The following is a 24,927-nucleotide window of genomic DNA, read 5'->3' on the forward strand; positions in this document are numbered from 1 at the left end:
CAGTCTCGGGATGTCGATCAGCTGCAGCTGACCTTGATCTCGAACTTCTTGGTGATCATCCCGGCCATCGGGTTCTTCATATCGGCGCCGGTCGCCTCACCGGTGATGGTGTAGGTGTCGCCGTCGACGGCGACCTCTGCAGAACCGGTGCTGGCACCGGCCATCGAGGCCACGGCCAGCGCGTTGCCGTCCACCACCAGGCCAACCGATTCGACCTTGGGGGTGGCCTCGTCGGTCATCACCACGCCGAGGCCCTGCTGGCCGCCGACGGCGCCGCTGGCGACGTTGATCTTGCCGCCGGCCTTGACGCAGGTCACCGAGTTCAGGTCCAGCCCGGCCAGATCCTGCCCCTCCACCTTGACCTCGGTGCTGCCGCCGGAGGCGACCTGCGCGGTGCTGCTGCCCGAAGCGGCGGGCTCACTGCTCTCGGCCGGCTTCTCGCTGGAGCACCCGACCAGGACGGCCGCCGTGGCGAGCATCCCGATCCCGGCGGCCAGAACGCGATTCTTCGTCATTGTTATCCCCTTCATTCGCCCGCAGCCCCAGTGGCTCCGTCGTGAGACAAGTACATCTGCGGACGATTGCTACCGATCCCAAACTTCGGTGCGGGTACGGTGGCGTCATGCCCGATGAGCAGCAGTCTTCTGCCGAGGAGCCGCTCGACGCCGAGTTCGTTCCGGCGGACCCGGCGCCCGTCCAGGTGAACCCCGACTACACCGAGTCCGGGGTGCCGACACTCGATTACGTCCGCGAGAAGGTCGAGAACCGCTGGGGTACCGCGATCGGAGCGGCCGAACTGGCCGAGGACACCCCCGAGGGCCGCTCGGTGGCCGAACAGTACGACGCCCGGCAGCGGGCCGCCGCCGACCGACTGGCGCAGATCCGCGAGTCGATGAAGCCCGACCAGGGCTGAATGCGCTCGTTCACCGTCGCCGAACGACGTGCCCGGCTCGGCCGGCGACACTTTCTGGCCGCCTCGGGAACGACGACGGAGGCCGTGGCGGCGGCGCTGGTCGGTTTGCATGCCACCGACCCGACGACGCCATATCTCTCGCTGTGGGCGCGGGTCCCGGGCTTCGACCGCGATGATCTGAGTTCGGCCCTGTACACACAGCGGTCGGTGGTCCGGCAGGTGGCGATGCGGCGCACGCTGTGGATGGTGCCGGCCGAGCGGCTGTCGGCGGTACAGGTCGCGGCCAGCGACCGGGTGGCCGACACCGAGAGCCGGAAACTGATCGCCGATGTGGAGAAGGCCGGGGTCGCCGCCGACGGAACCCGTTGGCTGGCGACGGCGAGCGCGGCGGTCCTGAGCCACCTGGACGAGCACGGCCCGACCGGTGCCGCGGAGTTGCGTGCGGCACTGCCGGAATTGGCGGGTACCTGGGACCCGGCACCGGGAAAGCCCTGGGGCGGTGACACGCACCTGGCTCCTCGGGTGTTGACGGTGCTCGACGTGCGTGGCGATATCGTGCGGGGCCGCAATCAGGGTGGATGGACGTCGTCGCGCCCGGTGTGGGCGTCGACCGGGTCGTGGTTGGGCGCGGTCGAGGCGGCCGATCCGGACGCCGCGGCGGCCGAATTGGTGGCCGTGTGGTTGCGGGCGTTCGGGCCGGCCACCGTCGCGGATATCAAGTGGTGGTTCGGCCACACCCTGGGCTGGGTGCGTCGCGCGCTGGCCGATATCGGTGCCGTCGCAGTGGATGTGCACGGTACGCCCGGTGTGGCGCTGGCCGACGACCTGGACGTCGAGCCGGATGCCGAGCCGTGGTGCGCGCTGCTGCCCGGGCTGGATGTCACGACGATGGGCTGGACCGAACGCGACTGGTACCTGGACGGGCATCGCGAGCAGGTCTTCGACAACCGCGGTAACGCCGGGCCGACCGCGTGGGTCGACGGGCGGGTGGTCGGCGGCTGGCGGCAGTCCGATGACGGCCGGGTCGAGGTGCAGGTGATCGGCGATGTCAGTCGCGCGGCCCGGAAGGCGTTGAAGCGCAAGGCCGACGAACTCACCGACTGGCTGGACGGCACCCGGATCAAGCCACGGTTCCCATCACCGCTGACGAAGATCTAGCAGTCCACCCGGCGGCGCGACTACCGCTCGGGCCGGTTCACGATCGCAATGTTCCGCTGACAGCGGCGCCACGTCGATATCTGCGTGCCGCCGCTGTCAGCGGAACATTTGGTGCCAGGACGAGGCCGGCGGCAGCCGTCAGGCGCTGACCTTGGTCCGCCGCTTGCGGGTCGTCTTCGGGGCGGCGGGCGGTTCCAGCATCTCGGCCAGGAACTGCCCCGTGTAGCTACCCGGGTTGGCCGCGACATCCTCGGGAGTACCGGAGGCGACCACGGTGCCGCCGCCCGCTCCCCCCTCGGGTCCCATGTCGACGATCCAGTCCGACGTCTTGATGACATCCAGGTTGTGCTCGATGACGATGACCGAATTACCCTTGTCCACAAGGCCGTTGATCACCTTGAGCAACTTGCGGATGTCTTCGAAGTGCAGCCCGGTGGTCGGCTCGTCCAGGATGTACACGGTCCCGCCGGTGGAGCGCTTCTGCAGTTCGGCAGCCAGCTTCACCCGCTGCGCCTCACCGCCGGACAGCGTCGGCGCCGGCTGGCCCAGCCGCACGTAGCCCAGCCCGACATCGACCAGCGTCTTCAGGTACCGGTGGATCGAGGAGATCGGTTCGAAGAACTCGGTGGCCTCCTCGATCGGCATGTCCAGCACCTCGGAGATGGTCTTGCCCTTGTAGTGCACCTCGAGGGTCTCGCGGTTGTACCGGGCGCCGTGGCACACCTCGCACGGGACATACACATCGGGCAGGAAGTTCATCTCGATCTTCAACGTGCCGTCACCGGAGCACGCCTCGCAGCGGCCGCCCTTGACGTTGAACGAGAACCGGCCGGGCTGGTAGCCACGGACCTTCGCCTCGGTGGTTGCGGCGAACAGCGTGCGGATCTTGTCGAACACGCCGGTATAGGTGGCCGGGTTGGACCGCGGGGTCCGCCCGATCGGTGACTGGTCGACGCGCACCAGCTTGTCGAGCTGGTCGATACCGTTGATCCGGGTGTGCCGGCCCGGTACCTGCCGCGCGCCGTTGAGCTTGTTGGCCAGCACCGTGGCCAGGATGTCGTTGACCAGGGTCGACTTGCCCGAGCCGGATACCCCGGTGACCGAGGTCAGCACCCCGAGCGGGAACGCGACGTCGACCTCTTTGAGATTGTGCTCGCGCGCCCCCACCACGGTCAGCTGACGTTTGCGGTCGACCGGTCGGCGGATCGCCGGTACCTCGATGGTCTCTTTACCGGAAAGGTAAGCACCGGTGAGTGATTCGGCGTTCTTCAGCAGGTCCTGATAGGAGCCGCTGTGCACGATCCGACCACCGTGCTCACCGGCATAGGGGCCGATGTCGACCACCCAGTCGGCGTGCGCGATGGTGTCGAGGTCATGTTCGACCACGATCAGCGTGTTGCCGAGATTGCGCAGCCGCACCAGGGTGTCGATGAGCTTGCGGTTGTCACGCTGATGCAGGCCGATGGACGGCTCGTCGAGCACATAGAGGACACCCACCAGACCGGAGCCGATCTGGGTGGCCAGCCGAATCCGTTGGGCCTCACCGCCGGACAGCGTCGCCGCCGCCCGCGACAGTGACAGGTACTCCAGGCCGACGTCGAGCAGGAAGCCGAGCCGGGACTGGATCTCCTTGAGCACCTGCCCGGCGATGGCCTGTTCACGGGCCCCGAGGGTCAGCGCGTTCAGGAAGTCGGCGCAGTCCGCGATCGACAGTTCGGCGACCTGGGCGATGGACTTGGCGCCGAACTCACCCGCGGCCAGCGTGACCGCGAGGATCTCGGGCTTGAGCCGGGTTCCGGAGCATTCCGGGCACGGGATGTCCCGCATGAACCCTTCGTAGCGCTCCTTCATCTGCTCGGAGTCGGTCTGCTCCATCCGGCGCTGTAGGAAGGCCAGCACACCCTCGAAATCGGCGTAATACGACCGGGTGCGGCCGTACCGGTTCTTGTAGCGGACATGCACCTGGTGGTCGGAGCCCTCCAGAATCGCCTTGCGCGCCTTGGCGGGCAGCTTCTTCCACGGGGTGTCGACGTCGAACCCCATCTCGTCGCCGAGCCCGGACATCATCCGGGTGAAGTACTCCGAGGTGTGCCCCATCGACCACGGTGCGACCGCCCCCTCCGACAGCGTCAATTCGGGGTCGGGCACCACCAGGTCCGGGTCGACCTCCTTCTTGATGCCCAGACCGGTGCATTCCGGGCAGGCGCCGTAGGGCGAATTGAAGGAGAACGACCGGGGTTCCAGATCGTCGACGGCCAGCGGGTGACCGTTGGGGCAGGCCAGCTTCTCGGAAAAGCGCTGTTCGCGGTGCGGGTCGGTTTCGGCACGGTCGACGAAGTCGAGCACCACGATCCCGTCGGCCAGCCCGAGTGCGGTCTCGACCGAATCGGTCAGCCGCTGCTTCGACGACGCCTTCACGGTCAGGCGGTCGACGACCACCTCGATATCGTGCTTCTCCTGCTTCTTCAGCTTGGGCGGCTCGGTCAGCGGATAGACCACGCCGTCGACGCGGACGCGGCTGTAGCCCTGGCTGTTGAGCTTGTCGAACAGGTCGACGAACTCGCCCTTGCGGGTGCGCACCACCGGGGCGAGCACCTGGAATTTGGTGCCGTCCTCCATGGCCAGCACTTGGTCGACGATCTGTTGCGGGGTCTGCCGGGCGATGCGCTCACCGCAGACCGGGCAGTGCGGGGTGCCGGCGCGGGCGTAGAGCAGACGCAGATAGTCGTACACCTCGGTGATGGTGCCTACGGTGGAGCGCGGGTTGCGGTTGGTGGACTTCTGGTCGATGGACACCGCGGGTGACAGGCCCTCGATGAAGTCGACATCGGGTTTGTCCATCTGGCCGAGGAACTGCCGCGCGTACGCCGACAGCGACTCGACATAGCGGCGCTGGCCTTCGGCGAAGATGGTGTCGAAGGCCAGTGAGGACTTCCCCGAGCCCGACAGGCCGGTGAAGACGATCAGGGCGTCGCGCGGCAGATCAAGATCGACTCCGCGCAGGTTGTGCTCGCGCGCGCCCTTGACGATCAGACGGTCAGACAACGGGGTTTCCTCCCAAGACAGAATTCACGGCCCATGCTAGGTGTACCCACCGACAAGCCCGATACCGTGGCGGTATGACAGCCCTAGCCGAGACCTATACCGGCCACGTCGACGCCGGTGCCGCCGCCCGCCGCACGCTGCCCGCCGCGACGATCGTCAAGGCATCGGTCGGCCCGATGGACAACAACGCCTACCTGGTCACGTGTTCCTCGACCGGGAAGACACTGCTGATCGACGCCGCCAATGACGCCGACCGGCTGGTCGAGCTCGTGCGGGCGCACGCCCCGGATATCGCTCTGATCGTCACCAGCCACCAGCACCAGGACCACTGGCAGGCCCTCGAGCAGGTGGCGAAGGTCACCGGCGCCCCCACCGCCGCGCACGCGCTGGACGCCGATCCGCTGCCGGTCACGCCGGACCGGATCCTCGCCGACGGGGACACCATCACGATCGGCGAGCTGACCTTCGACGTCATCCATCTGCAGGGGCACACCGAGGGTTCGGTGGCGTTGGCCCTGACCGGCGCCGACGGCCAGACGACGCACCTTTTCACCGGTGACTGCCTGTTCCCGGGCGGGGTGGGCAAGACGTGGAAGGACGGCGACTTCGAGCGGTTGCTCGGCGATGTGTCGACCAAGGTGTTCAACCGCTATCCGGATTCGACAGTGGTGTATCCGGGCCACGGCGACGACACCTCGCTGGGTGCCGAACGCCCGCACCTGGCCGAATGGCGCGAGCGCGGCTGGTGAGCGGACACCCCACACCCGAGACCCCCGGCCCCGGTCAGGAGTCGGTGTGGGACTACCCGCGCCCGCCCCGGCTCGACGAGTTCCGCGGTTCGATCACCGTGGAACTGGGTGGGACCGAGGTCACCACGACGACCCGAGCGTGGCGGGTGTTGGAGACCAGCCACCCGCCCACGTACTACCTGCCCACCGAGGCGTTCACGCCCGCAGTGCTGCGGCCCACCACCGGATCGTCCTGGTGCGAGTGGAAGGGGCAGGCGAGCTACTTCGATCTGGTCACCGACGGGGCGACCGCGGCGCGTGCGGCCTGGACCTATCCGGAACCGACCCGAGGTTTCGAGCCGATCGCCGGGGCCGTCGCGGTGATGGCGGCCGCCGTGGACCGGTGCACCGTCAACGGTGAGACGGTGGTACCGCAGCCCGGCGGTTTCTACGGCGGCTGGATCACCGGCGCGGTGGCGGGACCGTTCAAGGGTGTGCCGGGTTCCATGGGCTGGTGATCAGACCTTGCTGATCACCTGCTCGCCGAACTGCGCGATGGCGTCGGTCGCACGGGCCGGGCTGTCGCCGGGGATCCGCACCTGGATCCAGGTGACCCCCAGATCGGCGAGACGCCCGACCCCGTCGAGGTAGGCGGCGGCGTCGAAATCCGGCTCTCCGGGCACACCGCGGGTGTGGTTACTGAAGGTGATGTCGACCGCGGCCGGGTCCCGGTCGGCCTCATCGAGGCGGCGCCGCAGATCGGCGATACCGGCCGCCAGGGTGTCCAGGGAGTCCATCGGGTCGGTACGCGCGGTCTGGGCGAGCACACCGGCGGCCGGGAACGGGCACCATCCGTCACCGTGTTCGGCGACGCGACGCCGCGCCGCCGCGGTGTTCCCGCCGATCCAGATCGGCGGCGGAACCGTCGGCCGCGGGTGCGCGGTGATCCCGGCGGCGGTGAAATACCGTCCCTCGAAGCTGATGTCATCACCACCCCAAATCTTGCGGATGACCGCCAGCGCCTCCTCGACCAGCGTGCCGCGCTCGTCGAAATCGACTCCGAGGGCCGTGAATTCACGTTTGAGGTAGCCCACCCCGACGGCCAGGGTGAAGCGCCCGCCGGACAACAGGTCCAGCGTGGCGCCGGCCTTGGCGACGACGAACGGGTTGCGGTACGGCAGCACCACCACGTTCGGGATCAGCCGCAGCGTGGTGGTGTGGGCCGCCGCGAATCCCATGGCCACGAACGGATCCAGCGCATCGTGGCCACCCGCGTCGAGCCATTTCTGGGTGGGCGCCGGGTGGTCGGTGAACCCGAAACCGGCGAATCCGGCGGCCTCCGCGGCCGCGGCCACCGCTGCCACCCCGGCCCCGCCGACCAGCTCCGGGTTGTAGGGATGGCTGTGCATCGGATGGGTGAAGGCGAATTTCATCGGGTTCCCTTCGGCGCGGCATAGGTGGGCCGCGGCAGGCCGAGCGCGTGTTGGGCGATCATGTTGCGGAACACTTCCAGCGTTCCGCCGTAGATCCCGGTGGGCCCGGCGAGGCGGAAGATGTATTCGGGGCTGCCCGCGGTGTCGACCGGCAGCGCTCCCGCGGGGCCCAACAGATCCATCAGATCCGGTGCGATATCGCGCATCGTCTGCGCAATCGACACCCGGCCGAACATGTCCGGGGCACTCATCGCCGCCTCCAGACGTGCCACCGCACGGCCCAGCCGCTGGTCGGGTTCGGCAACACCGGCGACTGCATCCACAGCCTCGGCGGTCAGCAGGATGTGCTCGGTCATGGTCGCGATCTTCTGCAGGCCACCGGCATCACGTTCGAAGGTGCCGTGCTCGGCGTTCAGCGCCTCGCGCAGCACCGCCCAGCCGCCGTTGACGGCTCCGATCCGGTACTCGTCGTCGACGCGGACGTCGGTGTAGAAGGTGATGTTGGTGCGGTCGCCGTCGACGGTGCGGATCGGCTGGATCTCCACACCGGGGGCGTCCATCGGCACCAGAAACATGGTGAGGCTCTGGTGTTTCGGTGCCGCCGGGTCGGTGTTGGTGATCAGGAAGACGTACTGCGCGTTGTGCGCGTTGGAGGTGAACATCTTGGAGCCATTGATGATCCACGCGGAGCAATCGGGTTCCCGGACGGCCCTGGTCTTGCAGGTTGCCACATCGGAGCCACCGTCGGGCTCGGTATAGCCGAGGCACAGCCGGATCCGGCCGCTGAGCACCCCGGGCATGATCCGCTCGGCCAGGTCGGGTGAACCGAACGACTCGACCGACTTGGCGACCATCGCGGTTGTGCCCCAATGGAACCACGGGGTGCGAGCGCGGCCGATCTCCAGCTCCCAGATCCGGCGCCGCACGGCGGTGAATCCGCCGTCGGCCGCCGACCGGTAGTCGGCGGCCAGGTAGCCTGCCGCGCCGAGGGCCAAATGCACTGACTCGTCGAAGTTCTCACCGGTTTCACGATCCCGGCGCAGCACCTCTTCGGTGACGATACCGGCCAGGAAGGCCCGGAGCTCGTCCCGGAACGCCCGGTCGTCGTCCGATAGGTCCACGTGCGCGAAGTCCACTCGAGTACCGTGACATTCAAGCGACTATTTGTAAAGCGCATCGCGCCGTGGAAAAGCCGAGGCCCTGCGCCGCCGAAGATGGCGAACACCGGGCCTCGGCATCAAGCGGGGTGACTCAGGAGGTGTGCACGATCAGCACGTCCACCTTGGAGCGGCGCGCCACGTTGGCGGGCACCGATCCGAGCAGGCGGCCGGCGATGGTGCTCAGCCCCACGTTGCCGACCACCAACAGGTCGGCCTTGACCTCTTCGGCGAGGTCGACCAGGGCGTCGACGGGAGCGCCGACGACGGCCTTTTCGATGACCTCGGTGGCACCGGCTGCCTTGGCCCGATCGGTGGCCTCCCGCAGGATGGCGTAGATCGGCGCGTTACCGGTGGTCTTGTAACCCTCGTCCTTCAGGACGTCAGCGGCGTGATGATCCTCGCTCTGCGGGAAATACGCGGTCGCGATGACCACCTTGGCCCCGGACCCGGCGGCGATCTCTCCGGCGCGGTCCACCGCGCGCAAGGACGAATCCGATCCGTCCGTGCCGACCACCACGGTCTGATAGGCGCTCATTCATGCCCTCCCAGTGTCGATTGCAGAATCGATAGCTATTTTCCAGCTTTTTCCAAGGCCAACCGGAACCCTAACCCGTTGCTCGACGGCCGAGGGTGCGAATCACCACACCCGCGTTGTCGGGCCATGCCCCGCCGGCTTGCTTCAGGTAACGATGTTAGCCGGAATGGCAGTCCCGGATACCCGGTCGTGATGCAACAGACGGCAACACGGGCACGGAAGGCGCATCGCATCGCGGGGTTACACGTGACGCGCGACACGTAACGGGGATCATGCGGTGACGATGCTCAACCACCGGTCCATCACGGTCTCGGCGATGGTCCTGGCGGCGTCCTCACCGGCTGCGATCGCCGCCATCAAGTCAGGCACCGCACCGGCACCGATGGCCGCCTCCAGCGCCGCACGGTACTCGGGTACCGCCAACCAAACTTGCGCCAGCGTCAGATCGGCTTCGAGGTGGAATTGCACACCGTAGGAGCTGCCGTGCCGGAACACCTGGTGCCGGTATGCCGCCGAACTCGCCAGCAGCGTCGCACCGGCAGGCAGCTCGAAGGTATCCGAATGCCATTGCAGCACCGATATTTCCGATTCGGCGATATCCCATACCGGATCCGTTGCGGCCGCCGGGGCGAAGTCGACCGCGGTGATCCCGACTTCCGGAACCGCACCGGTGTACACCCGCGCTCCCAGTGCCGCCGCCAACAACTGGGCACCCAGGCAGACACCCCAGACCCCGATGCCGGCATCGACGGCACGGCGCAGGAAGGCGATCTCGTCATCGATCCAGCGCAGCCGGTGACCGTCGTCGGCGCCCATCGGCCCACCCATCACCACGATCGCCGCGAAATCGGAGACTCGCGCCGGAATCGGTTCCCGCCACAGTCGCACCGTCTGCACCGGCCCGTACTTCTGCAGGGTCGGCAGGTAGGAGCCGGTCGGCTCACACTCGATATGCCGTAGTTCCAAGATGGGCGCCGCCATACCGCAATGATCGCCCGATACACGGGCTTCCGCTCAGTTGGCGCCCGCCGCGATCGCCTGATCGACCTCGTCCACCCGAGCGGTCATCTCGGCGTGCACCTGCTCCAACGCATCCGCCTGATCCTCGTCGGCCTTCATCAACGCGTCGATGTCGAAGGTGGCCATATCGAGTACACCCATATCGGCGAACGCCTTCTGCACCTTGTCACCCCACAGTCCGATGTCCTTGACGATCGGCACGATGCGGCTGAACAGATGCGAGCGGAACTGGATCATCAGCGGTGAGTGTTCGACCCATTCGGAGCATTCCTTGACGTCCAGTCCCAGTGTTTCGAAGACCTCTTCGCCGCGGAACCGGTCACGCATCAGATAACACGCCTCTACGACGAATTCCTCGCGCTCGTCGCGTTCGGCGGTGGTGAGCGCGGCGTAGTAGTCCTTCAACGAGATTCGACCGAAGGCGACGTGCCGGGCCTCGTCCTGCATGACATAGGCGAGCAGTTGTTTGGCCAGCGATTCCGGCGGCGTCAGGTCGCGGAGCACCCCGAAGGCGGCCAGCGCGAGGCCTTCGATGAGGACCTGCATGCCCAGATAGGGCATGTCCCAACGGGAATCGCGCAGGGTGTCCTCCAGCAGGGCGGTCAGGTTGGTGTTTACCGGGTAGACCATGCCGACCTTGTCCTGCAGGAACTTCGCGAAGGTCTCCACGTGCCGGGCCTCGTCCATGGTCTGGGTGGCCGCGTAGAACTTGGCGTCCATATCGGGCACCACTTCGACGATCTTGGCCGCGCACACCATGGCGCCCTGTTCGCCGTGCAGGAACTGGGAGAACTGCCAGGACTGCGAGTGCCTGCGGAATTCGGCGCGGCGGGAGTCGTCGGCGGCCTCCCACATCGGGCTGCCGAACAACGGGTGGAACTCGTCGGGCAGGCCGATCGGATTCAGCGGATCGACGTCCTGGCTCCAGTCGATGCGCGACTGGGCGTCCCACTGCTTGTCCTTGCCCTTTTGATAGAGCGAGAGCAGCCGAGCCCGACCGTCGTCGTACTCCCAGGTGAAGCGTGCATCACCGACGCTGGGCACCTGCCACGAGAACGGTGCGGGTATTTCGGTGTACCTGTCCCTGGTCGACATGAGCCCTCCCGGTATCGCACCGTTGTGATGTGTATCACGGTGCGCCCGGGAAGTCGCCGCGTCAAGCCTGACGCGACTGCTGGAGCGAGTGACGGGATTCGAACCCGTGTAAACGGCTTTGCAGGCCGGTGCCTAGCCACTCAGCCACACCCGCAGCAGAACACACTCTGTCAGCGGGTGCGGCCGGTGGACACCATTGCGATCGCGACGATCTTTATCCGGAAGCGCTGACGCGGTCCTTCTTCGGCGCCGGCCGCTCGGCCTTGCGCGGTCCCGACTTGGTGACGCTGGTCGCGCTGCGCTTCGGCGCCGGTGTGGAGGCCTCTTCCTTGTCATCCTTGGTCGCGGCTCCCACCGCCGGCTTGGCCGAATCATCCTCGGACTCGGTCACTTCCGGGGCAGCAGGCGCGGGATCCGTGCTGACGGGCTCCTCGGTCACCGTTTCTTCACCGGTGACCGTCTCGTCCTCGGTGACGGTGTCGTCGACGACCACGGGTGCGGCCGGGTCGACGACTGGTTCTTCGACGACGGGCTCCTCAACAACGACGGGCTCTTCCACGACCGGTTCTTCGACAACCGGATCAACCACCGGATCGACGACCTCGTCGACCGGCACGGGGACCTCTTCGACGACAGGCTCCACCACCGGCTCCTCGACCGCGGCATCCACCGGCACCTCCACCGGAGCTTCGGCGACCACCTCGGCGAGCTCGTCGGCCGGCACCTCGCCGGTGTCCGCACCCTCGGCCGGCACCCCGTCGGCGCCGAGCGCTGTGGCCGGGTCCGTTTCCTCGACCGTGGCGGTCGGAGCCTCGTCATCGACCACCGCCGCCGCCCGCAGCGAGGCGCCGGCCACGGTCGGTGACGTCGCGCCGCTCAACCCACCGAGGATGTTGCCCAGTAGACCGGCCACCGCGGACACCACCGAGGCAATCAGGTTCGGTACAAAGCTCAGCACCTGGGTGACGAGCTGGCCGATCAGCTGCACCAGCGAAGCCAGCGGGTTGGTCGGGTTGACCGGTGAGCAACCATCAAGGCAGTCGATCAATCGCACAAAATCCTTGAATGCCTGCTCGCTACCTTTGAAATTCCCGTCCTTATCAAAAAGGCCGAAGAATCGTTCATCACCAATGGCAGCCCAGTCGTCTTTCGTGGTGTACATGAAGATCGGACCACCACCGGAAAAGGACTGCCACGCGGTGAGCAGATCCGTGATGAATGACAGCTGCTTTTCCGGGCTCACCACACTGGTGGGCAACCCGTACTCACTGATCCAGATCTTGAGCTGTTCCTCACCCGGCTGCTGATGCAGGTCCATCAACTCGCGGATCTTGGACACCTGGTAGAGCGGCATCAGTTCGCGCCAGTCGAGGTCATCCTGCTCGGAGAACTTGGTGTCGAAGTTGTACGGGTGAAACGACAGCGCGTCGAAGAATCCGTCGGCGCCGGCGGCGTACATGGCTTCGACGAAATCGACGGCATTCATGGTGGTGTCACCCCAGGTCAGGGTGGCACTGACGACGGCACCTACCACGGTAATGTCCGGGTTGACGGCCTTGAGCGAGTTGTAGGTCGCCTTCAGCAGGTTGGTGTACTCGACCGGGTCGACGGGATTCCAGAAGAACGAGGCGTTCGGCTCGTTCCACACCTCGTAGGCGGTGATCTCGTCACGGTAGCGATCGGCCACGGCGGCGGCGAAGTCGGCGAAATCCTGTACGTCAGAGGGGTGCCCGCTGCCGACCGGCCCGTCGGTGGCCCAGGCCGGCGACCACTGCAGCACACCCAGGATGCCCATGCCCCGGCGATCGGCCTCGGCGACGATCTGGTCGAGCTTGGCCCAATTCAGGTCCAGATCCCAGTCGACCGGTCCACCCATCGGATCGTTGGGCTGCGTGAAGATCCACGGCACCAGCAGACGGACATTCTTGACGCCGAGCGACTCGATCAAATTCAGATGTTCGATGACCTCGTCGAGACTGTCGGTGAAGTAGATATTCGAATCAGCGATACCGATGGTGGACGGCGATTCATCGATTGCAGCGACATTGACCACTTCCTGGGTCACCACCAGTTTCATTTCCGGCATAGCGAACTGACTTCCGGTTGCCGCCACCAAAGCCGCCGATGTCAGACCAATAACAATCCGGTTGCCAAAACCACGCACCGACCGAGGAGCAAGACTCCACATAAGACCACCCAGTTCTCGAGTTTCGGCGTCGACCCTGCTGGGATCGACAATGCAAGGAAATTAGCCGAAGCGTCGGGAATTTGCCTAACTTACCCGGAAGTAATATTTGAAGGTCTCAGCAAACCGTAGCTGGTCGGTTTCCAGCAAATAATTTACGAGCTTGGCATTTTAGAAAATGCTCCCGAAATTGCGGATGTGGCAAATCTTTTGAGTGCCATTCACCGATGGCGCGACATACGTTTCATCCGTCACTGACATCGCAATAGTCCAGTTGGATACCAATCGCCTCAGGCACACCAGGGGTTGACCCCAACCACAGCGGAACACCTGAGTACCAGATTTGTTGTTTCAGCAAATTCCGTAGCGGGACGGCCACCGGCGGACGGTTGTCCTACAACCGAACATGGACAACGTGTGCCGAAAACGGACAATCCGGGCACTCTCGACACGTGTCTTGACATGTGGGAACGGCAGAACCCGTTCGCTACTGATGGGGCATGCCGGCGGCCACGCCGCGCTGCGGCCAACCCGCCGGCGAGTCCTCCCACGGCTCCTGCCTGCCGTACGGGGTCAGGTCCAGGAACGGATAGCCCACCGACGTGTGGTCGAGACCGCGCGCATAGGTGGAGTAGGTGTGGAATACCTCGTCATCGCGGCGCAGGAAGACGCTGGCACCCGGCCAGTCGCCGCGCAGATCCGCCTCGGTCCACCCATCACGGCGCAGTTCGTCATGCGACTTGTAGTTGTACTGCACCGCTGCACGACCGGGGTCGAGGGTGACGTGGAAGTCGTAGCTGAAGTCGCCGTCGCGGGTCGAGTACCACGGAAACGTCCAGCCGTGCCGGTCGCGATACCGCGCGATGCTGGCATACGGTGCGCGCGAAACACAGACGAAGGTAACGTCTTTCGCGTTCAGGAGCGTGCGATCGGACGCGGTGAAGGTGAGATCGGCGGCGGCGGTGCAGCTCGGGCAGCCCTGGTCCAGATCGTCGATCCACATGAAGTGGTGCACATAGAGCTGCCCGCGGCCCTCGAACAGGTCGATCAGCCGGACCTCACCGCTGGGCCCCTCGAATACGTAGTTCTTGTCCACCCGGACCATCGGGAGCCGACGACGCTCGGCATTGACGGCATCACGCAGGTGCGTGACGGCACGCTCGGATTCCAGCAGTCGCAGTCGGGCCGCCAGCCACTCCTCGCGGGGCACGACGTCGGGGTATCCGAGGTGCTCTGACACGTGCATCTCCTCTTGCCATAGTCGGTTCCTGGCAGTACCGACCGGCGCAAAGACCCAAACTCATCGCGCCGGCTGTCGCCCGGCACGGATCGCTGCAATGACGGTGATGGCGGCCAGCACCGTAAAACCGCTGAACAACATGCGCGCCGCAGCGACATCGTCGGCCCCGAACCGGTTGACGATGACGCCCGCGATACCGGCACCGAACGCGCCGCAGATCAGCTGCACGGTGTTGATCGCCGCCGCCGCGACCGGCCCCTCGTCCGGGTCGTCGACGCTACCCATCGCCCACGCCGACAGATGCGGCCAGGCCATCCCGATGCCGGCCCCGGTCACCACCAGGGCCAGTGCCCACCCCGCCACCGGCCACCCGGACATCCCGTCGTGCACCAGTAGGGCCGCGACACCCAACCCGATCGCCATCACCACCGGAGCCGCCGCGACGATACGGGCCGCAGAGGCCCGCCGGTCCACCGAGGCGCTGACGATCTCGCTGGTGGTCCACCCGACGGCCAGCGCCACACCGAGGAACCCCGCCGCCAACGGCGCCAGGTGCGCGAGCCGCTGCCCGAACAGCGGCACGTACATATCCGCCATGGTCGCGGCCATCAGCGCACCCAAGGTCAGGTACATCCATTTCAGCGGTCCCGGCCGGAATGCCGTCGGCGGCAACACCCCGACCGACGAGCGGCGGTCGACCACCACGAACACCGCCACCAGCGCCGCCGCCACGGCGATGAACACACCGGTCATCGCCGGATCGGACGGCAGCCCCGCCACGCTGACCATCAGCGCCGCGGTCCCCAGCAGGAGCAGCGACCAGACCGGTATCCGCACCGGCATCACCACCGCATCCGTGGTGCGCCGCGGGAGCGCCAGCGGCACCACCACCGCGATGAACACGGTCATGATGACCAGGGCTCCGAAAGCCCAACGCCACGAGGCGAACTGGGCGAACAATCCGCCGCCGGCGGGTCCCAGCAGCGTCCCGACACCCCACATCGCCGACACCAGCGCCGAGGCCCGCGTCCACAATGCCTGCGGCAGCGCGGTGTTGATCACAGCGTAGCCAAGACCGGCGAGCAGGCCACCGGAGGCACCCTGCACGATCCGCCCCGCCAACAGCAGCTCCATGGTCGGCGCCAAGGCGCACGCCACGCTGCCGAGCCCGAACACCGACAGCGCCGACAGGTACGCCGACCGTGGGCCCAGCCGCGCCAGCACCGCGCTCACCGTCGTCGCGGCCGCCACCGAGGCCACCAGGTACACCGTCATGACCCACGCGTAGTAGCGCTGTCCGCCGATCTCGGCCACGGCGCTGGGCATCAGACTGATGGTGAGGAACTCGTTGGTCGCGTACAGCGCCACACCACCCGCGAGGACCGTCGAGGCGCCAAGGTTCTTCGGCCCCAGCAGCTCCCGCCAACTACCCGTCTGCGTCTGCGTCACTCCGACAACATAGAAGCTCAACCGCGGTTGAGATCAAGCCCGGCGTCGTCCACCCCGGTCGCTACTTCAAACCGGCCGCGTCCATCCCGCGCAGTTCCTTCTTCAGATCCTGGATCTCGTCGCGGATCCGGGCCGCCAGCTCGAACTGCAGATCGCGGGCTGCCGTCATCATCTGCTCGGTCAGATCCTTGATCAGATCCGCGAGTTCGGCGCGCGGCATGTTCGCGGTGTCGCGTCCCTCGACGATGCCCGCGCTGACCGCGCGACCGGGTTCGCCCTGCGCCCGCCGCCCGCGGGACGCATTACGTCCGGATCCGCCGACCTCGACGTTCTCGGTGTCCTCGGCCTCGCGATACACCTGGTCGAGGATGTCGGCGATCTTCTTGCGCAGCGGCTGCGGGTCGATGCCCCGCTCGGTGTTGTAGGCGATCTGCTTCGCCCGCCGGCGCTCGGTCTCGTCGATCGCCTCCTTCATGGAGTCGGTGATCTTGTCCGCGTACATGTGCACCTCACCGGACACATTGCGCGCGGCACGGCCGATGGTCTGGATGAGGCTGCGCGGTGACCGCAGGAAGCCTTCCTTGTCGGCGTCCAGGATCGCGACCAGCGAGACCTCGGGCAGGTCCAGGCCCTCCCGGAGCAGGTTGATGCCGACCAGAACGTCGTACTCGCCGAGCCGCAGCTGCCGCAGCAGCTCGACCCGGCGCAGGGTGTCCACCTCGGAATGCAGGTAGCGCACCCGAATACCCATCTCCAGCAGGTAATCGGTCAGGTCCTCGGCCATCTTCTTGGTCAGCGTGGTGACCAGGACCCGCTCGTCACGTTCGGTGCGCAGCCGGATCTCGCCGATCAGATCGTCGATCTGACCCTTGGTCGGCTTGACGTGCACCTGCGGGTCGACCAGGCCGGTCGGCCGGATGACCTGTTCGACGAATTCGCCACCGGCCTGGGCCATCTCGTAATTGCCCGGGGTGGCCGACAGGTACACCGTCTGACCAATCCGCTCGGCGAACTCCTCCCAGGTCAGCGGTCGGTTGTCGACCGCCGAGGGCAGCCGGAAACCGAAGTCGACCAGGTTGCGCTTGCGCGACATGTCGCCCTCGTACATGCCGCCGATCTGCGGCACCGTGACATGGGACTCGTCGATGACGAGCAGGAAGTCCTCCGGGAAGTAGTCGATCAGGGTGGCCGGAGCGGTGCCCGCACCGCGGCCGTCGATGTGCCGGGAGTAGTTCTCGATGCCCGAGCAGAACCCGACCTGCTTCATCATCTCCAGGTCGTAGTTGGTGCGCATCCGCAGCCGCTGGGCTTCCAGTAGCTTGCCCTGGCCCTCCAGTTCGGCCAATCGTTCCTCGAGTTCGGCTTCGATGCTGGAGATCGCCACCGCCATCCGGTCCGGGCCGGCGACGTAGTGGGTGGCCGGGAAGATACGGACCGAATCGACCTGGCGGACCACGTCCCCGGTCAGTGGGTGTAGGTAGTAGAGCGCCTCGACCTCGTCGCCGAAGAACTCGATGCGGATCGCGAGCTCCTCGTAGGCCGGGATGATCTCGACGGTGTCGCCGCGCACCCGGAAACTGCCCCGGGTGAAGGACACGTCGTTGCGGTCGTACTGGACGTCGACCAGCAGCCGCAGCAGCCCGTCGCGGGGCACATCGTCGCCGACCTTGAGTTCCACCGAGCGGTCCAGGTAGGACTGCGGCGTACCCAGACCGTAGATGCAGGACACCGAGGCGACCACGACGACGTCGCGCCGGGACAGCAGGCTCGAGGTGGCCGAGTGGCGCAGCCGCTCGACATCGTCGTTGATCGAACTGTCCTTCTCGATATAGGTGTCCGTCTGCGCGATATACGCCTCGGGCTGGTAGTAGTCGTAGTACGAGACGAAGTATTCGACGGCGTTGTTGGGCAACATCTCTCGCAGCTCGTTGGCCAGCTGCGCGGCGAGCGTCTTGTTGGGGGCCATCACCAGGGTGGGCCGCTGCAGCTTCTCGATCAGCCACGCCGTCGTCGCCGACTTACCGGTACCCGTGGCACCCAGCAGGACGATGTCACGCTCCCCCGCCCGCACCCGGCGCTCCAGGTCGGCGATGGCGGCCGGCTGGTCGCCTGCGGGCTCGTACTCACTGACGACCTCGAAAGCGGCACCACTGCGCACGATGCCGTCGACGGCGTCGGCGGCAGGTCGGTACTCCGAATGCGCCAGCACGGGGTGTTCGGTCGCGAAAGCCATATCACCAGGTTAAGCGTGGACACCGACATGTTCATTCCCCCGGCGACCCTGAGCTGGGTTACGGTGACGCCGTGCCCGAACCGGTCCGCATTGCGCTGCGTCTGCTGGGCCTGATTCTGCTGGTCGCGGGCCTGGTCTGCGCGGTGCTGATGTTCTGGCCGGGGGTCGGAGCCGTCGCCGAGGCGCTGGGCTCGACCTGCGCGAGCGATCGGTCCGGCCGCACCCACCAGTGCAGCTGGTTCGAGGCCGCCGACCTGTTGTGGACCGCCTGCTGGCTGGCCATCGTCCTCGGCGGGGTGCTGCGGCTGGTGACGCGGCCGGCCGGTAAGGGCCCGCGCGTCCTGGATCTACGCCGGCGGCACTGACCGTGCACCCTCCCAAGCGCGAGCTGTTCGACCTGCGCACCGGCACCAACACCGACCCCAAGGGCATCGTGCGCGATGTCGAGGAGTTCACGGTGCAGCCGTGGGGCCTGTACATGGCGCGTCCGGCACCCGGCCGGGCCCAGTTCCACTACCTGGAGTCCTGGCTGCTGCCGGCGTTCGGACTGCGTCTGACGATCTTCCACTTCAACCCGGGTTACGAGCGCGACCAGGACCTGTACATCGATGTCGGTCGCTACACCGCCGGACCGGATGTCTGGGAGGCCGAGGACCACTATCTGGACCTGGTGTTGCGCACCGGGCGCGATGTCACGTTGACCGATACCGACGAGCTGGTGGCCGCCGTGCGGGAGGGACTGCTGCCGCCCGGGGCCGCCGAAGCGGCCATTACGACGGCGGTGGCGACGGTCGAGGCGCTGGCCCGGCACGGCTATGACCTGGACCGCTGGCTGGCCGGGCATGATGTGACGCTGACCTGGCGGTAGTAAGCTCGACTACATGAACGTCACAGGGCGTGCCGGCGTGACGGCTCTGGCTGCGGCCGCGACGCTGTTCGCGGGGCTGCTGGTCGCCGGTCCGGCGATCGCCGAACCCGAGGGCGACGAACCGCAGCCCGAGGTCACCGAACCTGCCCCGGCGCTGCTGCACAACGTCACCTACCGGGTGCGCGCCGACGGCACCTCCCGGCGGGCCGTGGTCGCCTACAAGGCCGACGACTTCAACGTCAACAGCGAGCAACCCAATCTGCTGCCCGGCCAGACGTTCGAGGTGAACACCGTGATGTCCGATCCGGCCCTGGCCGGTCTGGAACTGTCGATCGACTGGCCGTACGGCTCGAACCTGCACTGCGAGATCCTGGTCGACGAGCAGATGGTGGTGCAGGCCGATCAGTTCATCGCGCCGCGGTTGTTCCGCCCCAAGGACGATCCGCTCTACGGGGTGCTGCATTGTGGTGCGCCACTGAATGATCCGGCGTCGGCAGGCTCGGCGCCGTTGGGTGTGCCCGAGCTACCCGGGTACCCGGGACAGCCGGCCTCCGAAGCTCCACCCCAATAGTTACTCAGGCGCTCCAACCGGTGGTGCGCGCCCATTCCTGGGCCCGCTGATAGGCGTCCAGAAACCAGGGTTCCTTGGCCGCGGCGTAGTCCGGTGCCGACAGCGCGGCTCGTTTAGCGGCCAGATAGTCCTGTTGCACACCGGGATTGGCGCGTAGCCAGTCGACGAAGAGCAGGGCGAAGCGTTGGTTGGCCGTGCCGCCGGCCCGGATGTGCACGTTGGTCGGCCGTCCCGGATCGGCGGAGGCATGAAAGCGCTTGTGCCACTGGGATTGATCCGCGCTGTGCGGATTGTCGGCGGTGATCCCGGCGACCTGTGGGTAGCCCGCCGTGAGCAGTGCGTCGGCCACTTCGTCGGCCACGTCCAAGGAGGCGACCGTCACCTGTACATCGATGACGTCCTTGCCGTCCATTCCGGGGACCGCCGTCGATCCGATGTGGTCGATGCGGACCGCGCGGTGCCCGCATGCGGTGTTCAGCCGGGCCACGATGCGCTGCGCCTGATCGGGCCACCTCGGGTCATAGGCCACCACGGCGGCCTGCCGATGCGCCGGTGTCCGGGTCTTCAGATTGTGCGCGAACGGCAGGATGCGCTCGTGCCACAGTGCGCGGGCCTGCTCCACGAGCACGCCGGCCGAACCCGAGTTGTCCAGCCAGATATCGGCGACCGCACGGCGCTGCTCCTCGGTCGCCTGGGCGGCGATCCGGGCCCGGGCGTCCTCCTCGGTGAAGTTGCGGTACTCGATGAGCCGCTTGACCCGCAGTTCGGCATCGGCGTTGACGATGATGACGAGTGGGAACATCGGCGCCATCTGCGATTCCACCAGCAGCGGGATGTCCTCGACGATGACGGCGTCGGTACCGGCCGCGGCAATGAGCTCCGAGCGACGGTGCGCCACCAATGGGTGCACGATGCCGTTGAGGGTGGCCCGCTTCTCGTCATCGCTGAAGGCGATGGCGGCCAGGGCGGGCCGGTTCAGCGCGCCGTCCTGCAGGATGTCGTGGCCGAATGCGTCGACGAGCTTGGCCAGACCCTCGGTTCCGGGTTCGACGACCTCGCGGGCGATGACGTCACCGTCGACGACGATGGCGCCGAGATCGCTGAAGGTGGAGGACACGGTCGATTTGCCGGCGCCGATACCGCCGGTCAGTCCGATGCGAAGCACCGGGACAGTCTGTCAGGTCTCGAGAACGACGAACGCCCCGGCTCTTTCGAGCCGGGGCGTCTGCCGTTGTGAACTGTTACGCGTTGCCTGCGAGCTTCTCGCGGAGCGCGGCGAGCTGGGCATCGCTGGCCAGCGATCCACCAGCGGACTCGTCGGAGCGGCTGGCCGACGACGAAGACGTCGGGCGAGCGGCCTCTTCGGCCTCCGCCGCGGCGAACTTCTCCATCTGCGCGGTGTGCATCTTGTGGCGACGCTCGGCCTCGGCGTAGCGGGCCTCCCACTCGGTGCGCTGCTTGTCGAAGCCTTCCAACCATTCGTTGGTGTCGGCGTCGAAGCCCTCGGGGAAGATGTAGTTGCCCGCATCGTCGTAGCTGTCGGCCATGCCGTACTTCGAGGGGTCGAACTCCTCGGTGTAGTCCTCGTTGGCCTGCTTGAGGCTCAGCGAGATGCGGCGGCGCTCCAGGTCGATGTCGATGACCTTAACCATGGCGTCGTCGCCGACCTGGACCACCTGGTCCGGGACCTCGACGTGGCGCTCGGACAGCTCGGAGATGTGCACCAGACCCTCGATGCCCTCCTCGACGCGGACGAACGCACCGAACGGCACCAGCTTGGTGACCTTGCCCGGCACGATCTGGCCGATGGCGTGGGTGCGGGCGAAGTGGCGCCACGGATCTTCCTGAGTCGCCTTGAGCGACAGCGAAACCCGCTCGCGGTCCATGTCGACGTCGAGCACCTCGACGGTGACCTCGTCGCCCACGGTGACGACCTCGGACGGGTGGTCGATGTGCTTCCAGGACAGCTCGGAGACGTGCACCAGGCCGTCGACACCGCCGAGATCGACGAAGGCGCCGAAGTTGACGATCGAGGACACGACACCCTTGCGGATGGCGCCCTTGGTGAGCTGGTTGAGGAACTCGCTGCGCACCTCGGACTGGGTCTGCTCCAGCCAGGCGCGACGGCTCAGAACCACGTTGTTGCGGTTCTTGTCGAGCTCGATGATCTTGGCCTCGATCTCCTTGCCGATGTACGGCTGCAGATCGCGGACGCGACGCATCTCGACCAGCGAGGCGGGCAGGAAGCCGCGCAGGCCGATGTCGAGGATCAGGCCGCCCTTGACGACCTCGATGACGGTGCCCTTGACGGCCTCGTCCTTCTCCTTGAGTTCCTCGATGGTGCCCCAGGCACGCTCGTACTGAGCGCGCTTCTTGGACAGGATCAGGCGGCCTTCCTTGTCCTCCTTGGTGAGAACGAGGGCCTCGACCTCATCGCCCACGGAAACGACCTCATTGGGGTCGACATCGTGCTTGATGGAGAGTTCGCGGGAAGGAATGACACCTTCGGTCTTGTAACCGATATCGAGCAGAACCTCGTCACGGTCGACCTTGACGATGGTGCCCTCGACGATGTCGCCATCGTTGAAGTACTTGATGGTCTTGTCGATCGCGGCGAGAAAGTCCTCGGCCGAGCCAATGTCGTTGATGGCTACTTGCGGCGAGGTGATGGAGGGACTTGGCATGTGGTGGGTTGCTCCGGACAGGTTTAATCGTAGGGACATTGCTATTTGGTGACGCTGTTGCGTTTGTGCTGCACAACGGGCAGTTCGCCGGTAACTTCGACGAGAACGATCCGGTTGTGCAACGTTCCCGCGTGCCCGCGACGTGACTGGACACACAAGTACTGCTCAAGGGTACTAGAACCGGTACACGCTGGACAAACCCGGTCCCCGCAGCCCCGGTCTGGTTAATCTCCTCAGGTGTCCGTGACACCGCACCCGCCGCAACCGCACCTGCCCACCTGGCCACGCACCGTCCGCAAGGTCGGTGCACCGCTGGTGGTCATCATCGGTCTCAGCGTCATCGTCGGCCTGCTGATGATCCTGCTGACCGCGACCAATCCGGTCGGCACCGCCATCGGATTCGTGCTGTCCAGCATCGCGATCACCGTGGTGGTGCTGTGTTACCTGTGGCTGGACCGCTGGGAGCCCGAGCCGCCCCGGCTGCTGATCCTGGCGTTCCTCTGGGGCGCCTCGGTCGCGATCATCCTGTCGCTGATCCTGGAGTTGTGGGCCGATGCCGTGTTCCTCCCGAACCCCGGCCTGCCCGAGGGGTTTGAGTCGACGGCCCTGCGCGCCCCGATCATCGAGGAGGCCGCCAAGGGGCTGTTCCTGTTGATCATGATGACCGGCGCCCGACGCCGCGAGCTGAACTCGCTGACCGACTGCCTGGTGTACGCCGGCCTGGTCGGGGCCGGCTTCGCCTGGTTCGAGGACATCCTCTACATCGCCAACAGCGAATCGCTGGCCGGCTCGCTGGTGACCGCCGCGCTGCGACTGGTCATGGCGCCGTTCGCCCATTCACTGTTCCTGTCGGTGCTGGCGATCGGCGTGTATTTAGCCCTGCACCGACGCAGCCTGCTCGCCAAGGTGGGGTGCATCGTCGTCGGCTATCTCGGCGCGGTGACGCTGCACGCGATGTGGAACGGCTCATCGGTGATCGGCATCGAGGCCTACTTCCTGGTCTACGTGCTGTGGATGATGCCGGTGTTCGGGCTGGCGATCTGGCTGGCGATCCGCAGCCGGCGGCGCGAGCAGCAGGTGGTCGCCGCCAAACTGCCGAACATGGTGGCCGCCGGACTGATCACCGCCAACGAGGCCAGCTGGCTGGGGTCGATCCGCACCCGCAAGCTGGCCGTCGCCGAGGTCACCCGTAACAGCGGTAAGGACGCGGGCAAGGCCGTGAAGGGCTTCGCGACGCAGGTCGTCGAGCTGGCCTTCGTCCGGGACCGCATCGACCGAGGCTTCGGCGACGACCGGGTGCAGGCGATGCTGACCGAGGAGGCGAACGCCGTGCACGCGGCGCGGGCGGCCACCCCGGCGTTGCAGTACCTGGCGCACTATCGGGTGCCGGGCAGCTAGCCGCGACGCCGCCGGGCCACCTGCCAGATGATCAGCCCGGCCTGCAGCCCGAAGGCCACCGAGATCATCGAGATGAGCGTGGCGGGCAGCGCCGAGTCACCGTCGGCGCCGAACAGTTCGGTGACCCCGATCAGGCCCATCGAACCCGGGACCAACAACCAGAACCCCGGCAGGATCATGGTGATCGCGGGCGGGGCGGTGCGCAGCCGCGATACGGCCAGCGCCACCACCGTCAGCGCCAGCCCGCCGCAGAACCCGCTGGCATAGCTGCCGAGCACCAGATCGCCCAGATACTGAGCGGTGTAGGCGGTATAGGTGATCAACGCGAGCCACGGCAGGAACGACACCGGCGGTGCGAGGAACAGCATGACGCCGAGTCCGTAGACGGCGACCCCGAGCCACGGCGCCCACGGCCCGATGTGGTTGACCGCCTCCGAGCTGAGCTGGTCCTCGCTCATGCCGAGCAGTTGGGTGGCGATCAGGATGCCGAAGGCCAGCTGGATGATCTGCACAAAACCGGCGATCAGCCGGCTGGTACCGGCGATGACATCACGGGAGGTCAGCTCGATGACCGCCAGCGTGATCGCCGCACCGGGTAGGAACACCGCCAGCGGTGGGATGAGTGCCCGTAATCCGACATGGTCGAGCTCCAGGTGCAACGCCGCCACGATGCAAATGGCCGCGACAGCGAAAGCGCTGACCGCGGGCACCAGCTGCGCGAGCACCGAAACACGTTGGCTCACCACGAGAAACACGCCGACCATCGCGCCGAGCACCGCCGCGGCGAGCACGTTGAGCATCGACGGCTCGAGGACCAGGGACAGGCCCGCGCTCTGGATCGCGTACCCCAGCACCGTCACCCAGGACGGGTACCGACGCGCGAGACCCTGGATTGCGTCGAGCCGGGCTTCGCCGTCGTGCGCGGAGACCCGGCCAGCCATGGCGTCGGACACCAATCGGGCCAGCGGGAAGATCTGGTCGAATCGCAGGTCGGAGTCGACGCGGGCGCCGCGCACCACCGTGCCGTCGGCGGTGGCCGGCCCGACCACCTGGACATGGTTGGGCAGCGCGATGCCGTCATTGCGCACGCCGTAGTTGCCGGCCGTGCGGTCCAACATCTGGCGCACGAGCGTCACCGGATAGTTGGCGGCGCACATCGCCGCACCCAGCCGAGCCAGAAACCGTATCTGCTGTTCGCTGCTCGCGGTCATC

22 protein-coding genes and 1 tRNA gene are annotated in these 24,927 nt (G+C 66.7%); 8 read left to right on the top strand and 15 right to left on the bottom strand.

What is annotated here, in order from left to right:
- Positions 1 to 17 precede the first annotated feature (17 nt).
- Positions 18 to 515: a lipoprotein LpqH gene (locus tag ACLBYA_RS23850; RefSeq protein WP_447711928.1), complete on the bottom strand. Its 498-nt coding sequence runs from the start codon at positions 513 to 515 to the stop codon at positions 18 to 20.
- A 107-nt stretch (positions 516 to 622) separates the two neighbouring features.
- Between ACLBYA_RS23850 and ACLBYA_RS23855 the strand changes: the two genes are divergently transcribed.
- Complete coding sequence (locus tag ACLBYA_RS23855) at positions 623 to 913, top strand: hypothetical protein (protein ID WP_447711929.1); 291 nt, start codon at positions 623 to 625, stop codon at positions 911 to 913.
- Positions 914 to 2,071, top strand: a complete 1,158-nt coding sequence (locus ACLBYA_RS23860; protein WP_447711930.1) for a winged helix DNA-binding domain-containing protein — start codon at positions 914 to 916, stop codon at positions 2,069 to 2,071. It abuts the gene before it with no gap.
- A 138-nt stretch (positions 2,072 to 2,209) separates the two neighbouring features.
- Here ACLBYA_RS23860 and uvrA read toward each other — a convergent pair whose 3' ends face one another.
- Positions 2,210 to 5,116, bottom strand: a complete 2,907-nt coding sequence (uvrA, locus tag ACLBYA_RS23865) for an excinuclease ABC subunit UvrA (protein WP_447711931.1) — start codon at positions 5,114 to 5,116, stop codon at positions 2,210 to 2,212.
- Positions 5,117 to 5,190: 74 nt separating this feature from the next.
- Here uvrA and ACLBYA_RS23870 point away from each other — a divergent pair, with 74 nt between their 5' ends.
- Together ACLBYA_RS23870 and ACLBYA_RS23875 are read left to right on the top strand one after the other, a co-directional pair.
- Entirely contained in the window at positions 5,191 to 5,865 is a 675-nt protein-coding gene (locus ACLBYA_RS23870; protein ID WP_447711932.1) for an MBL fold metallo-hydrolase, read from the top strand.
- The gene (locus ACLBYA_RS23875) at positions 5,844 to 6,362 is read left to right on the top strand and encodes a DUF427 domain-containing protein (protein ID WP_447711933.1); all 519 of its coding nucleotides are present in this window, start codon (positions 5,844 to 5,846) and stop codon (positions 6,360 to 6,362) included. Before ACLBYA_RS23870 ends, ACLBYA_RS23875 begins: the two co-directional genes overlap by 22 nt.
- On the opposite strand, the gene ACLBYA_RS23880 is transcribed toward ACLBYA_RS23875, so the two are convergent.
- The 10 genes from ACLBYA_RS23880 to uvrB all read right to left on the bottom strand — a co-directional run bounded on the left by ACLBYA_RS23880 (position 6,363) and on the right by uvrB (position 18,194).
- Positions 6,363 to 7,277 (bottom strand): LLM class F420-dependent oxidoreductase, encoded by a 915-nt coding sequence (locus ACLBYA_RS23880; RefSeq protein ID WP_447711934.1) that lies wholly within the window; start codon positions 7,275 to 7,277, stop codon positions 6,363 to 6,365. It abuts the gene before it with no gap.
- Positions 7,274 to 8,413, bottom strand: a complete 1,140-nt coding sequence (locus ACLBYA_RS23885; RefSeq protein ID WP_447711935.1) for an acyl-CoA dehydrogenase family protein — start codon at positions 8,411 to 8,413, stop codon at positions 7,274 to 7,276. Before ACLBYA_RS23885 ends, ACLBYA_RS23880 begins: the two co-directional genes overlap by 4 nt.
- A 115-nt stretch (positions 8,414 to 8,528) precedes the next feature.
- The gene (locus ACLBYA_RS23890; RefSeq protein WP_447711936.1) at positions 8,529 to 8,972 is read right to left on the bottom strand and encodes a universal stress protein; all 444 of its coding nucleotides are present in this window, start codon (positions 8,970 to 8,972) and stop codon (positions 8,529 to 8,531) included.
- 270 nt (positions 8,973 to 9,242) lie between these two features.
- Positions 9,243 to 9,953, bottom strand: a complete 711-nt coding sequence (locus ACLBYA_RS23895) for a type 1 glutamine amidotransferase (RefSeq protein ID WP_447711937.1) — start codon at positions 9,951 to 9,953, stop codon at positions 9,243 to 9,245.
- A 33-nt stretch (positions 9,954 to 9,986) separates the two neighbouring features.
- Positions 9,987 to 11,087, bottom strand: coding sequence for a ferritin-like domain-containing protein (locus tag ACLBYA_RS23900; RefSeq protein WP_447711938.1), 1,101 nt, complete (start codon positions 11,085 to 11,087; stop codon positions 9,987 to 9,989).
- 80 nt (positions 11,088 to 11,167) lie between these two features.
- A tRNA-Cys gene (locus ACLBYA_RS23905) sits at positions 11,168 to 11,241 on the bottom strand.
- A gap of 60 nt (positions 11,242 to 11,301) precedes the next feature.
- Positions 11,302 to 13,173, bottom strand: a complete 1,872-nt coding sequence (locus tag ACLBYA_RS23910; RefSeq protein WP_447711939.1) for a cellulase family glycosylhydrolase — start codon at positions 13,171 to 13,173, stop codon at positions 11,302 to 11,304.
- A gap of 586 nt (positions 13,174 to 13,759) precedes the next feature.
- Complete coding sequence (locus ACLBYA_RS23915; protein WP_447711940.1) at positions 13,760 to 14,512, bottom strand: DUF899 domain-containing protein; 753 nt, start codon at positions 14,510 to 14,512, stop codon at positions 13,760 to 13,762.
- A gap of 60 nt (positions 14,513 to 14,572) precedes the next feature.
- A complete protein-coding gene (locus tag ACLBYA_RS23920) occupies positions 14,573 to 15,961 on the bottom strand; it encodes an MFS transporter (RefSeq protein WP_447711941.1) in 1,389 nt (462 codons plus the stop codon).
- Between the two features lie 61 nt (positions 15,962 to 16,022).
- A complete protein-coding gene (gene uvrB / locus ACLBYA_RS23925; protein ID WP_447711942.1) occupies positions 16,023 to 18,194 on the bottom strand; it encodes an excinuclease ABC subunit UvrB in 2,172 nt (723 codons plus the stop codon).
- Positions 18,195 to 18,265: 71 nt separating this feature from the next.
- Here uvrB and ACLBYA_RS23930 point away from each other — a divergent pair, with 71 nt between their 5' ends.
- Genes ACLBYA_RS23930 through ACLBYA_RS23940 form a run of 3 tightly spaced genes read left to right on the top strand, consistent with a single transcriptional unit; the run spans position 18,266 to position 19,633 of the window.
- Positions 18,266 to 18,559, top strand: a complete 294-nt coding sequence (locus ACLBYA_RS23930) for a hypothetical protein (RefSeq protein ID WP_447711943.1) — start codon at positions 18,266 to 18,268, stop codon at positions 18,557 to 18,559.
- 2 nt (positions 18,560 to 18,561) lie between these two features.
- Positions 18,562 to 19,062 carry a DUF402 domain-containing protein gene (locus tag ACLBYA_RS23935; protein WP_447711944.1) on the top strand — a complete coding sequence of 167 codons (501 nt, stop codon included), beginning with the start codon at positions 18,562 to 18,564 and terminating at the stop codon, positions 19,060 to 19,062.
- 13 nt (positions 19,063 to 19,075) lie between these two features.
- Entirely contained in the window at positions 19,076 to 19,633 is a 558-nt protein-coding gene (locus ACLBYA_RS23940; protein ID WP_447711945.1) for a hypothetical protein, read from the top strand.
- 4 nt (positions 19,634 to 19,637) lie between these two features.
- Here the strand turns inward: ACLBYA_RS23940 and coaE are convergent, their stop codons facing one another.
- Positions 19,638 to 20,798, bottom strand: coding sequence for a dephospho-CoA kinase (gene coaE / locus ACLBYA_RS23945; RefSeq protein WP_447711946.1), 1,161 nt, complete (start codon positions 20,796 to 20,798; stop codon positions 19,638 to 19,640).
- A 76-nt stretch (positions 20,799 to 20,874) separates the two neighbouring features.
- Positions 20,875 to 22,317 carry a 30S ribosomal protein S1 gene (rpsA, locus tag ACLBYA_RS23950; RefSeq protein ID WP_447711947.1) on the bottom strand — a complete coding sequence of 481 codons (1,443 nt, stop codon included), beginning with the start codon at positions 22,315 to 22,317 and terminating at the stop codon, positions 20,875 to 20,877.
- 237 nt (positions 22,318 to 22,554) lie between these two features.
- On the opposite strand from rpsA, the gene ACLBYA_RS23955 reads away from it, so the two are divergent.
- Positions 22,555 to 23,715, top strand: coding sequence for a PrsW family intramembrane metalloprotease (locus tag ACLBYA_RS23955; protein WP_447711948.1), 1,161 nt, complete (start codon positions 22,555 to 22,557; stop codon positions 23,713 to 23,715).
- Here the strand turns inward: ACLBYA_RS23955 and ACLBYA_RS23960 are convergent.
- Complete coding sequence (locus ACLBYA_RS23960; RefSeq protein ID WP_447711949.1) at positions 23,712 to 24,926, bottom strand: threonine/serine ThrE exporter family protein; 1,215 nt, start codon at positions 24,924 to 24,926, stop codon at positions 23,712 to 23,714. The genes ACLBYA_RS23955 and ACLBYA_RS23960 overlap by 4 nt on opposite strands.
- Position 24,927: the final 1 nt, after the last annotated feature.

It is taken from the genome of Mycobacterium sp. C31M (assembly GCF_053345865.1).